The organism is Achromobacter sp. 413638, from assembly GCF_043119405.1.
Classification (GTDB): domain Bacteria; phylum Pseudomonadota; class Gammaproteobacteria; order Burkholderiales; family Burkholderiaceae_B; genus Achromobacter.
The window spans coordinates 18,995-31,206 of sequence record NZ_JBICCO010000081.1; the positions used below are offsets into that span (position 1 = coordinate 18,995).

Annotated in this window: 7 protein-coding genes; 1 reads left to right on the top strand and 6 read right to left on the bottom strand. The window is 68.5% G+C overall.

The genetic code is table 11. The features are described 5' to 3' along the window. Nucleotides 1-193: 193 nt before the first annotated feature. The 3 genes from ACEU5R_RS25430 to ACEU5R_RS25440 are packed head-to-tail and all read right to left on the bottom strand — an operon-like array spanning nt 194 to nt 3,514. The gene (locus ACEU5R_RS25430; protein ID WP_392412482.1) at nt 194-1,255 is read right to left on the bottom strand and encodes an NAD(P)H-dependent flavin oxidoreductase; all 1,062 of its coding nucleotides are present in this window, start codon (nt 1,253-1,255) and stop codon (nt 194-196) included. A gap of 21 nt (nt 1,256-1,276) precedes the next feature. After that, nucleotides 1,277-2,263, bottom strand: coding sequence for a Bug family tripartite tricarboxylate transporter substrate binding protein (locus ACEU5R_RS25435; RefSeq protein WP_392412484.1), 987 nt, complete (start codon nt 2,261-2,263; stop codon nt 1,277-1,279). A gap of 33 nt (nt 2,264-2,296) precedes the next feature. Further along, a complete protein-coding gene (locus ACEU5R_RS25440) occupies nt 2,297-3,514 on the bottom strand; it encodes a YbfB/YjiJ family MFS transporter (RefSeq protein ID WP_392412486.1) in 1,218 nt (405 codons plus the stop codon). 64 nt (nt 3,515-3,578) lie between these two features. Between ACEU5R_RS25440 and ACEU5R_RS25445 the strand changes: the two genes are divergently transcribed. Continuing rightward, nucleotides 3,579-4,442: a LysR family transcriptional regulator gene (locus tag ACEU5R_RS25445; protein ID WP_392412487.1), complete on the top strand. Its 864-nt coding sequence runs from the start codon at nt 3,579-3,581 to the stop codon at nt 4,440-4,442. Nucleotides 4,443-4,535: 93 nt separating this feature from the next. Here ACEU5R_RS25445 and ACEU5R_RS25450 read toward each other — a convergent pair whose 3' ends face one another. The 3 genes from ACEU5R_RS25450 to ACEU5R_RS25460 form a co-directional block, all read right to left on the bottom strand. Then, a complete protein-coding gene (locus tag ACEU5R_RS25450; protein WP_103272003.1) occupies nt 4,536-5,174 on the bottom strand; it encodes an OmpW family protein in 639 nt (212 codons plus the stop codon). A 239-nt stretch (nt 5,175-5,413) separates the two neighbouring features. Then, nucleotides 5,414-6,880, bottom strand: a complete 1,467-nt coding sequence (locus ACEU5R_RS25455; protein WP_392412489.1) for a glutamate synthase subunit beta — start codon at nt 6,878-6,880, stop codon at nt 5,414-5,416. An 8-nt stretch (nt 6,881-6,888) separates the two neighbouring features. Then, the gene (locus ACEU5R_RS25460; RefSeq protein ID WP_103272005.1) at nt 6,889-11,628 is read right to left on the bottom strand and encodes a glutamate synthase-related protein; all 4,740 of its coding nucleotides are present in this window, start codon (nt 11,626-11,628) and stop codon (nt 6,889-6,891) included. Nucleotides 11,629-12,212: the final 584 nt, after the last annotated feature.

Here is a 12,212-nt window from a genome sequence, read left to right on the forward strand (position 1 = left end):
AAGCGCCCTGTTACTCATATGCCGGGACAGGAAATCGGATCTGTAACCGGCGGCGAGGGGCCATTGTATCCCGACGATTTGTGATCACAATCTGCTAGGCAACGAGTGGAACAGTCTTTTCACAATCAGGGACAATCCGTGGGGCGAGGCGGCCGCCGCCCGGCGGACGGCCCTTCCGGAAATCGGTCCCTGATTAGCGCCGGGCCTGGGCCGTGGCGGTCTCCACAGCCAGCCGGCGCACCAGTTCGGCGGCGCTCTCGCGCCGCGCCATGGGTGCGCCCTGGCCCGCCCACAGCGACAGCACGTTGATATCGCCGGCGCGGCCGCCGGCATTGCGCATGGGCCGCGTCAGGGCGTTCTGCAACGGATAGGGCAGGATGTCGGACGGATTCGCGTCCATGTCGCGCATGAATGCATTGGCGATGCCGCGCGCCGGCCGCCCGGAAAAAGCCCGCGTGATGCGCGACTGCTCGGAACGGGAGGCGGGCAGCACGGCCTTGTAGGCGTCGCAGATGCCGGATTCCTCGGTGGACAGAAAGGCCGTCCCCATTTGAGCGGCCTGCGCGCCCAGCGCCAGCGCGGCGGCGATGCCGCGGCCGTCCATGATGCCGCCGGAGGCGATCACCGGCACCGAGACCGCATCGACCACCTGAGGCACCAGCGCCAGCGTGCCGATAAGCGACTGGTCAAAATCGTCCAGGAAAGTGCCGCGATGGCCGCCGGCCTCATAGCCCTGGGCCACCACGGCGTCCACGCCATCCTGTTCCAGCGCCACCGCTTCGCGCACGGTGGTGGCCGTGCCCACCGTCAGGATGCCCAGCTCGCGGCACCGCGCCAGCACCTCCGGCGCGATGCGGCCGAAGGTAAAGCTGAACACCGCCGGCCGCGCGCGCAACACGGCTTCGATCTGCGTCGCCAGCGGATCGGCCTGCGGGCCGGGCATGGCGGGCGCGTCCAGTCCCAGTTGCTCGTGATACCGCGCCATCAGCGCCAGCAGGCGCGCGCCGTCGCCCAGATAGGGCTGGTCCGGCACGGACGCGAACAGGTTGATGGCGTAGGGACGGTCGGTGCGCTCGCGGATCGCGCCGGCGGCTTGCTCGATCTGGGCGGCGCTCAGGTAGGCGGCGCCCAGCGAGCCCAGCACGCCCGCCCGCGACGATTCGGCCACCAGCGCCACCGTGGTGGCCCCGCCGGCCATGGGGGCCTGGATGACGGGCTGGTCGAGTTCAAGTCGTTCGCAAAGGCGGGATGTCATGGCGCGCTCCTGGGGCGTGGGTTACTGGAGCTGGATGTTTCCAGCTTTGATGACGTGGGCCCACTTCCCGGTTTCGCTCTTGATGAAGGCGGCGAAGTCCTCGGGCGTGCCGCCGCCGGCCTGGCTGCCGGTGTCGGCGATGGCCTTTTGGAGTTCGGGTTCCTTCAGGATGCGGTTGAACTCCGCATTGAGCCTGGCGATGATGGGCGCCGGGGTGCCGGCCGGGGCGACGATGCCCTGCCAGTTATACGATTCGAAGCCGCCCAGGCCCGATTCGGCCATGGTTGGCACGTCGGGCAGCACGGCCAGGCGCCTGGCCGAGGTGACCGCGATCGGGTGGATCTTCTTGCCCTGGATGGCCGGCAGCGCCGAATAACCCATCTCGAACATCATCGAGATATGGCCGCCCATCAGGTCGGTCGCGGCCAGGCTGCCGCCCTTGTACGGGACGTGCACGATGTCGATCCCGGCCTGCTCGCGAAACATCTCGCCGGACAGGTGGTGCGCGCCACCCACGCCGGACGAGCCGAACGACAGCTTGCCCGGCTGCTTCCTGGCCAGCGCGATCAGGTCGGCCAGCGTCTTGACCGGCAGCTCATTGTTGACGCTGAGCACCAGCGGGCTGTTCTCGATCAGGATGACGGGCGCCAGGTCCTTCTGCGGGTTGTACGGCATTTCCTTCATCAGCGACGGGTTTACCGCCATCGGCGCCAGGTTGCCGGTGCCGATGGTGTAGCCGTCGGGCTGGGCCTTGGCGATCAGGTTGGTGCCGACCACGCCGCCGGCGCCGGCCTTGTTCTCGACCACGACGGGTTGTCCCAGCGATTCGCCCAGCTTGCGCGCCAGCAGGCGCACGCGGGTGTCGGCGAAGCCGCCCGGCGCATAGGGCACGATCATGGTGATGGGCCTGGCGGGCCAGTCGGCGGCCTGGGCGTGGGCCTGGCTGCACGGGGCGGCGACGGCCGCGAGGGTGGCCAGGGCGGCGATCAGGGGGCGCAACGGTTTCATGCTGGGGACTCCTCTTTCATAATGAACGCGGTCTCAGGGGGCATTGCCCCTTGGGTCGACTGCATTATGCCCAGCGCTGCCGCGCGCGGCCGTGATTTTCCCCAAGCCCCAGGCCGACAGCGCCAGCAGCGCCGCGCCCGCCGCCAGCGTCTGCGGCAGGCTGGCGCCCAGCCGCGCCGTCCAGGCGGCCAGCAGCGGGCCGACAATCTGGCCGGCGGCGAAGGCCGCCGTCATCAGGGCGGCGGCACGGGGCGCGGCCGCGCCCGCCAGGCGCCGGGCCGCCACCATGCCGGCCTGGGTGATGACCATGAAGGTGCCGCCCACCAGCAGCGCCGCCACGATCACGGCGGCCAGGTCGTGCCGCAGCGCCGCCACCGCCATGCCCAGCGCCATCGCCGCCTGCGCGCCGCGCCAGATCCGGATCTCGCCGTGCCGGCGCGCCAGCTTAGGCACCATCAGGCAGGACAGCGCGGCGGCCAGCCCGAACAGGGGCCAGGCCCAGCCGAACACCGCCGGATCGGGCATGACGTCCTTGGCCATGGCGGGCAGGAAGGTGGCGGGAATGATGTAGCCGATGCCGAACACGCCATAGTGCAGCGCCAGTCCCGCCATGCCGCGCGGCAGCGGTTCCCGGTGGGATGGGCGGGCGGACGCGGCGGTGGCCGGCAGCGCCGCGCGCAGTCTGGGCCAGGCGGCCATCGACAAGGCCAGCGCCAGCGCGCCCAGCGCCACCCAGCATTGCGCCGCCGTGGCGCCGGCCGCCATCAGGGCCAGGCAGGCCAGCCCGGTCGCCGCGATGCCGGCGCCCACGCCCGCATAGATCACGGCGGACGCGGCCGGCTCGATCGGGTCGCCCGCCCGCGCGGGCCGCCATGAGGCCACGCAGATGAAGCCCAGCGCGCTGGCCCAGCCGGCCGCCAGCCGCAGCGCGGCCCAGCCCGCCACGGAGTGGGGCAGCGGCATGGCCAGGGTCAGCGCCGCCACCGCCAGCAGGCTGGCGGTGGCGGCCAGCGGCCGGCGCGGCGGCCACGCGGCCGCGACCAACGCGCCCAGCAGGTAGCCCGCGTAGTTGGCCGAGGCCAGCCAGCCGCCTTGTTCCAGCGAGAGCGCGGCGTCGTGCGCCATCAGCGGCCAGACCGGCGTGAAGGCGAAGCGGCCGATGCCCATCAGCGCGGCCAGCGCCAGCGCGGCCGGCCAGGCGAGGCTGACGGCGCTGCGGGCGGGGACGAGGGGCTGGGCATGGCTTGACATGAGCCCACTCTACGACTGTACTAATATCTTGAATAGTGAATTATTAAGAACATAGGTTCTTTAGATGAGAAATTTGGATCTGGACGCACTGCAGATTTTCAAGGCGGTGGCCGATGAAGGTGGCGTGGCGCGCGCGGCCGCCCGGCTGAACCGTGTGCAGTCCAATGTGTCCACCCGGCTCAAGCAGCTGGAGACTTCGCTGGAAGCCCCGCTGTTCCGCCGCCAGAACCGGCGCCTGGTGCTGTCGGACCAGGGCCGCGTGCTGCTGTCCTACGCCGACCGCCTGCTGCGGCTGTCGGCCGAGGCGCAGCAGGCCGTGCGCGACGGCGCGCCGCGCGGCACGCTGCGCCTGGGCACCATGGAAAGCACGGCGGCGGCCCGATTGCCGCCGGTGCTGGCGGCCTACCACGCGGCCTGGCCGCAGGTGCGCATCGAGCTGGTCACGGGCACCTCGGCCGCGCTGGCGGCCAAGGTGCGCGACTACGAACTCGAAGCGGCCTTCGTGGCCGAGCCCTTTCCCGCCGAGGGACTGGCGTCAACCGAGGCCTTCGCCGAAACGCTGGTCCTGATTTCGCCGCGCGCCTGGCCCGAGATCGCCGACGCGCGGGCGCTGGCCGATCACACGGTGATCGCCTTCGCGTCCGGCTGTTCCTATCGCCGCATCCTGGAGTCCTGGCTCGGCCGCGAAGGCGTGGCGCCGGGCAAGGTGATGGAGTTCGCGTCCTATCACGCGATCGTCGCCTGCGTGGCGGCCGGTACGGGCGTGGCCATCGTGCCGCGCTCCGTGCTGGATGTGCTGGGTGGGCAGACCGCGCTGCGGGTGCGCGACCTGCCGGGCAAGTACGGAGCCGCGCGCACCCGGCTGGTGTGGCGGGCCGATGACGACACGCCGGCGGTGCAGGCGCTGCGCGATCAACTGGCGGCCTGAGGCGTCAGGCGGTCGCGCGACGGCCATGCTGCGAGCCCCAAAAAAACGCGCGGGCACATGCCCGCGCGTTCTTGCTTGATGCGTGCGTCCCGATCAAAAGCGATAGCCGACGCCCAGCGTCGCCACCCATGGGTTGATCTTCGCGGTGCCGATGCGTTCGCCGTTCAGGCTGACCTTCGACTTGATGTCGATGTAGCGGATGTCCGCGTTCATGAACCAGCGCTCGCTGATCTTGATGTCCGCGCCCAGTTGCGCGGCCACGCCCCACGAATCCTTCAGCTTCAGCTTCGAGCCGTCCAGCGCGCCTTCGGCCTTGGTGTCGAAGAAGTGCGTGTAGTTCAGGCCGACGCCGATGTAGGGCTGCACCATGCTGTCCGGCAGGATGTGCCATTGCAGGCTCAGCGTGGGCGGCAGGTGCTTGGTCGAGCCGATCTTGCCCAGGCCGCCGCCACGGATGTCGTGCTGGAAGGGCCAGGCGCCCAGCAGTTCGATGCCGATGTTGCGCGTGGCCATGTAGGTCACGGTGAAGCTGGGACGGACGTTGTTGTTCACGTCCAGTTTGACGCCGCCGTTGAGCACGCTGCCGTTGTTGGAGTCGGGGCGGACCTGCGTGACGCCGACCTTCAGCAGCACATCGCCGGCCTCGTGGGCATGGGCGGGGACGGCGAAGGCGCCGGCGGCCAGCAGGCCGGCGATGGCGGTGGCGCGGACGCGCCCGAGCTTCGAAAACATTTTCTTCTCCGATCTTTCCGTGGGGTGAGACGACAGGTTCTCAAACCCTGGCGCCGGCAGGCTTGACAGGAATCAAACCCCACCGGGATGTCGGGAATCGCGTGGTCGCGCCGCAACACGCGCGCTGCCCCGCGCGGATCGCGCGCGCGGTTTTGGGGGGCAGGCGCGCAAATGAAACGCCGCCCCGCGCCTGGACGGCGCGGGGCGGCGTGGGGGCCGTGCAGGCCGGTCCCGGCCGATCAGCGCGGCAGGTCGCTGGATCCCATCAGGAAGGCGTCCACCGAGCGCGCGCACTGGCGGCCTTCGCGGATGGCCCAGACCACCAACGACTGGCCGCGGCGCATGTCGCCGGCGGCGAACACCTTCTCGACGCTGGTGCGGTAGTCGTCGGTGTTGGCGCGCACGTTGCCGCGCGCGTCGCGGTCCACGCCGAAGGCGTCCAGCACGGTCTGCACCGGCGATACGAAGCCCATGGCCAGCAGCACCAGGTCGGCCTTGATCTCGAATTCCGAGCCTTCGACCTCGCGCATCTTCATCTGGCCGGTCGCTTCGTCCTTGAACCATTCGACGCGCGCGCCGACAAGCTTCTCGACCTTGCCGTTGCTGCCCTTGAGCAGCTTGGTGGTCACGGACCAGTCGCGCTCGCAGCCTTCCTCGTGCGACGAGGACGTGCGCAGCTTCAGGGGCCAGTAGGGCCAGGTCATGCTCTTGTTCTCGGACTCGGGCGGCTGCGGCAGCAGCTCGAACTGGGTGACCGAGGCCGCGCCGTGGCGGTTGCTGGTGCCCACGCAATCGGAGCCCGTGTCGCCGCCGCCGATCACCACCACATGCTTGCCTTTGGCCAGCGTCTGGTTGGTCAGGCGGTCGCCGGCCACGGCCTTGTTCTGCTGGCGCAGGAAGTCCATGGCGTAGTACACGCCCGACAGCTCGCGGCCCGGCACCGGCAGGTCGCGCGGGGTTTCGGAGCCGCCGGTCATGACGACGGCGTCGAACTCGGCCATCAGCGATTCGGGCGTGCGCACCGTCAGGCCGTCGGCGGCCGCGTCGCTGGGATTGCCGATGTAGGTCGACGGCGCGAATTCAACGCCTTCGGCTTCCATCTGCGAGATGCGGCGGTCGATCTGGTGCTTTTCCAGCTTGAAGTCGGGGATGCCGTAGCGCAGCAGGCCGCCGATGCGGTCGCTCTTTTCGAACAGCGTCACGGAATGGCCGGCGCGCGCCAGCTGCTGCGAGCAGGCCAGGCCGGCCGGGCCCGAGCCCACCACCGCGACCTTCTTGCCGGTCTTGCGCGCCGGCACCTGCGGCGTGACCCAGCCCTCGGCCCAGCCCTTGTCGATGATGGCGTGCTCGATGGACTTGATGCCGACCGCGTCGCTGTTGATGTTCAGGGTACAGGCGGCTTCGCACGGCGCCGGGCAGATGCGGCCGGTGAACTCCGGGAAGTTGTTGGTGGAGTGCAGCACGTCCAGCGCGCGGCGCCAGTCCTGCCGGTACACCAGGTCATTCCAGTCCGGGATGATGTTGTTGACCGGGCAGCCGTTGTTGCAGAACGGGATGCCGCAGTCCATGCAGCGCGCCGCCTGCTGCTTGGCCTGGTCGTCGTTCAGGTGCAGCACGAACTCGCGCCAGTTCTTCAGCCGCTTCTGCGGGGCCTCGGAGGCCTCCTGCAGGCGCTGGTATTCCATGAATCCGGTGATCTTTCCCATGATTTCCCTCACGCAGCCAGTTGTTGCGGGTTGGCTGCACGCCACATTTCACCCAATGCGCGGCGGTAGTCCGTCGGCATGACCTTTACGAATTTGCCGCGCGCCGCTTCCCAGTCGCCCAGGATCTCGCGGGCGCGGAAGCTGCCGGTGTAGCGGAAGTGGTCTTCCACCAGGCGGCGCAGGATGGTCTCGTCCGTCTCGCGCTCGCCGCCGCGCTGCGCGCTGTGCCAGGTGTCGATGCCGTTCTGCGCTTGCTGCTCGGCGTGCGGCACCACGGCTTCCAGTTCGACCATGGACAGGTTGGCGCGCTGCTTGAGCGTGCGTTCCGGATCCCAGACGTAGGCCACGCCGCCGGACATGCCGGCCGCGAAGTTGCGGCCGGTGGCGCCCAGCACCACGACCGTGCCGCCCGTCATGTACTCGCAGCCGTGGTCGCCGGTGCCTTCCACCACGGTGGCCGCGCCCGAGTTGCGCACGGCGAAGCGTTCGCCGGCCACGCCGTTGAAGAAGGCCTCGCCCGCCAGCGCGCCGTACAGCACGGTGTTGCCGGCGATGATGTGGTCGGGGCCGAAGCCGCGGAAGTCATTGGGCGAGCGCACGATGATGCGGCCGCCGGACAGGCCCTTGCCCACGTAGTCGTTGCCTTCGCCCACCAGGTCCATGGTGATGCCGTGCGCCAGGAACGCGCCGAAGCTCTGGCCGGCGGTGCCGTTGCACTGGATGTGGATGGTGTCGTCGGGCAGGCCGTCGTGGCCGTAGCGCGCCGCCACGGCGCCGGACAGCATGGCGCCGATGGTGCGGTTGCGGTTGCGCACCGGCACGATGAACGACACCTTCTCGCCGCGTTCCAGCGCGGGCTTGCTGCGCTCGATCAGCTGGTGGTCCAGCGCGCCGGCCAGGCCGTGGTCCTGCTCTTCGGTCTGGCGCACATCGGCGTCCGACTGGGTCTGGTGGAACACGCGGGTGAAGTCCAGGCCGCTGGCCTTCCAGTGTTCGACGCCGGAGCGCATGTCCAGCAGGTCGGCGCGGCCGATCAGATCGTCGAACTTGCGGATGCCCAGCTGGGCCATGATCTCGCGCACTTCCTCGGCGATGAAGAAGAAGAAGTTGACGACGTGCTCGGGCTTGCCCTGGAACTTCTGGCGCAGCACCGGATCCTGCGTGGCCACGCCCACCGGGCAGGTGTTCAGGTGGCACTTGCGCATCATGATGCAGCCTTCGACGACCAGCGGCGCGGTGGCGAAGCCGAATTCGTCGGCGCCCAGCAGCGCGCCGATGACCACGTCGCGGCCGGTCTTCATCTGGCCGTCGGCCTGCACGCGGATGCGGCTGCGCAGGCGATTCAGCACCAGCGTCTGCTGCGTCTCGGCCAGGCCCAGTTCCCAGGGCGTGCCGACGTGCTTGATGGACGACACCGGCGAGGCGCCCGTGCCGCCGTCATGGCCGGCGATCACGACGTGGTCGGCCTTGGCCTTGGCCACGCCAGCGGCCACCGTGCCCACGCCCACTTCCGACACCAGCTTGACCGAGATCGAGGCCTTGGCGTTGACGTTCTTCAGGTCGTGGATCAGCTGGGCCAGGTCCTCGATCGAGTAGATGTCGTGGTGCGGCGGGGGCGAGATCAGGCCCACGCCCGGCACCGAGTAGCGCAGCTTGGCGATGTATTCCGAGACCTTGTGGCCGGGCAGCTGGCCGCCTTCGCCGGGCTTGGCGCCCTGGGCCATCTTGATCTGGATCTGGTCGGCCGAGGACAGGTACTCGGCCGTCACGCCGAAGCGGCCCGAGGCCACCTGCTTGATCTTCGAGCGCAGCGAGTCGCCCTTCTTGAGCGGCACGTCGGCTTCGATGCGGTCGGCGCCCAGCACCGAGGCCAGCGTGTCGCCGTCCTTGATGGTGCTCTTGCCTTCGCGCATCTCGGCGCGGTAGCGCAGCTCGTCCTCGCCGCCTTCGCCGGTGTTGGACTTGCCGCCGATGCGGTTCATGGCCACGGCCAGCACCGAGTGCGCCTCGGTCGAGATCGAGCCCAGCGACATGGCGCCGGTGGCGAAGCGCTTGACGATCTCCTTGGCCGGCTCGACGTCGTCCAGCGGGATGGCGCGCGACGGGTCGAAGCGGAACTCGAACAGGCCGCGCAGCGTCATGTGGCGACGGCTCTGGTCGTTGATGATCTGCGCGTACTCCTTGTACGTGCGGTAGTTGTTCTGGCGCGAGGCGTGCTGCAGCTTGGCGATGGAATCCGGCGTCCACATGTGCTCTTCGCCGCGCACGCGGTAGGCGTATTCGCCGCCCGCTTCGAGGTCGTTGGCCAGGACCGGGTCGTTGCCGAACGCGGCGCGGTGCTGGCGCAGCGCTTCCTCGGCCACCTGGAAGATGCCGATGCCTTCGATGTTGGACGCGGTGCCGGTGAAGTACTTGTCCACCAGCGCCTTCTGCAGGCCCACGGCCTCGAAGATCTGCGCGCCGGTGTAGGACATGTAGGTCGAGATGCCCATCTTGGACATGACCTTGTTCAGGCCCTTGCCGATGGCCTTGACGAAGTTTTTCACGGCCTTTTCGGGATCGCTCATCTTGCCCAGCGATTCCAGCGCCAGGTAGGGATGGATCGCCTCGGCGCCGTAGCCGCCCAGCAGCGCGAAGTGATGCACTTCGCGGGCCGAGCCGGTTTCCACCACCAGGCCGGCGTTGGTGCGCAGGCCGGCGCGGATCAGGTGCTGGTGCACGGCCGAGGTCGCCAGCAGCGCGGGGATGGCCACGCGCTCGCCGTCGACCAGGCGGTCGGACACGATCAGGATGTTGTAGCCGCTTTGCACCGCGTCCACGGCGCGCGCGCACAGCGCGGCCACGCGGGCCTCGATGCCCTCGGGGCCCCAGGCGGCCGGGTAGGTGATGTCCAGCTCATAGCTGCGGAACTTCTTGCCCGTGACCTGCTCGATGTCGCGGATCTGCGCCATGGCGGCGAAGTCCAGCACCGGCTGCGACACTTCCAGGCGCAGCGGCGGGTTGACGTTGTTGATGTCCAGCAGGTTCGGCTTGGGGCCGATGAAGGACACCAGCGACATCACCAGCTGTTCGCGGATGGGGTCGATCGGCGGGTTCGTCACCTGCGCGAACAGTTGGCGGAAATAGTTGTAGAACGGCTTGGCGCGGTCCGACAGCACGGCCAGCGGGGCATCGTTGCCCATCGAGCCGATCACTTCCTCGCCGGTCGTGGCCATGGGCTCCAGGATGAACTTGTAGTCTTCCTGGGTCCAGCCGAAGGCCTGCTGGCGGTCCAGCAGCGAGACGGACGATTGCGTGGCCACATGGGCCTGGCGCGGGGCCGGCAGCGATTCCAGCTTGATCTGCAGACGCTCGATCCACTGGCGGTACGGGCGGCTGTTGGCCAGCTGCAGCTTGATCTCGGCGTCGTCGATGATGCGGCCCTGTTCCAGGTCGATCAGGAACATCTTGCCGGGCTGCAGGCGCCACTTCTTGACGATGCGGTTTTCGGGGATGGACAGCGTGCCGGCCTCGGAGGCCAGGATCACCATGTCGTCGTCCGTCACCAGATAACGGGCCGGGCGTAGGCCGTTGCGGTCCAGCGTGGCGCCGATCTGGCGGCCGTCGGTGAAGGCGACGGCGGCGGGGCCGTCCCAGGGTTCCATCATGGCCGCGTGGTACTCATAGAACGCGCGGCGGCTTTCGTCCATCTGCGTGTGCTGTTCCCAGGCTTCCGGGATCATCATCATCATGGCGTGGGCCAGCGAGTAGCCCGAGTTCACCAGCAGTTCCAGGCAGTTGTCGAACGTAGCGGTATCCGACTGGCCTTCGTAGACGATGGGATAGAGCTTTTTCAGGTCGTCGCCCAGCACGGCCGACTGCATCATGCCTTCGCGCGCGCGCAGCCAGTTGAAGTTGCCCTTGACCGTGTTGATCTCGCCGTTGTGGGCGATCATGCGGTACGGGTGGGCCAGCGGCCAGGCGGGGAAGGTGTTGGTCGAGAAGCGCTGGTGCACCAGCGCCAGGGCCGAGACCGTGCGCGGGTCGGCCAGGTCGCGATAGTAGCGGCCGACCTGGTCGGCCAGCAGCAGGCCCTTGTAGACCACGGTGCGCACCGAGGCCGAGGGCACGAAGTATTCCTTGCCGTGCGCCAGGCGCATGTTCTGGATGGCGTGGCTGGCGGTCTTGCGGATCACATACAGCTTGCGTTCCAGCGCGTCGGGCACCATGACGTCGGCGCCACGGCCGATGAAGAGCTGGCGGATGACGGGTTCGCAGTCGCGCACGGCGGGCGACATGGGCATGTCCACGTCCACCGGCACGTTGCGCCAGCCCAGCACGACCTGGCCTTCGGCCCGGACCGAGCGTTCCAGCTCTTGCTCACAGGCCAGGCGCGAGGCGGTTTCCTTGGGCAGGAAGACCATGGCCACGCCGTATTCGCCGGGCGGCGGCAGCACGATGCCCTGCTGGCTGAATTCGTCGCGGTACAGGGTGTCGGGAATCTGGATCAGGATGCCGGCGCCGTCGCCCATCAGCTTGTCGGCGCCCACGGCGCCGCGATGGTCCAGGTTCTCCAGGATCTTCAGGCCCTGCTGGATGATGGCGTGGCTTTTTTTGCCCTTGATGTGCGCCACGAAGCCGACGCCACAGGCGTCATGCTCGTTCTGCGGGTGATACAGGCCCTGGGGGGCGGGCAGGCCGATGCGGCTGGCATCGATGGGGGTCGCCTTGGGGGTGCGACAGGAATCGTTCAAGGTGTCTTTGGGCATGGCGCGCTCCGCAGTGGGCCTGCGTCGTAATGTTGCAGTGCAGGAGAAGGACAATACCCCTGGCGGTGGTAGGGTGCAATAAAAATATTGAGGGTGCGTCCCTTAATTAATTTAATTGTTTCCCCGTGTTAAATATTAGGGGCCATATCAAGGTCCGCATGAATAAAGGCTTTGCGAGGGGTGAGGGAAAAAGTGGATCCCAGCTCTGCACTGTAAGTGTGCAAATGCCAATTATGCGTCCCCATTTAAAAGGACGTTTTTCGGCATCGATTCCGGCGGAATTCGTGGCAATAATCCATCAGATCAAGCCTGCCCCTGCGCCAAGGGGCGGCGACAGTGGCCTGCCGCCGGCCCGCGATCCGCAGGGCCGGATGTGGAATGGGCGCCGAAAAGCAAACGCGCCGCGCGGCATGGCCGGCGGCGCGTTAAAAATGGGGTCAGATTAGTGTGACGACCCGGGAACAGGCGTCACAGGCGTGGGCGTCGCTTCAGGAGTGTCCCCGGCTGTCGCGGGCGCGGCTGGTTTCTTGGGGGGGCGGCCGCGCTGTGCCGGCGCGCCCCCGCGGCGGGGGGGGTGGGCGCGG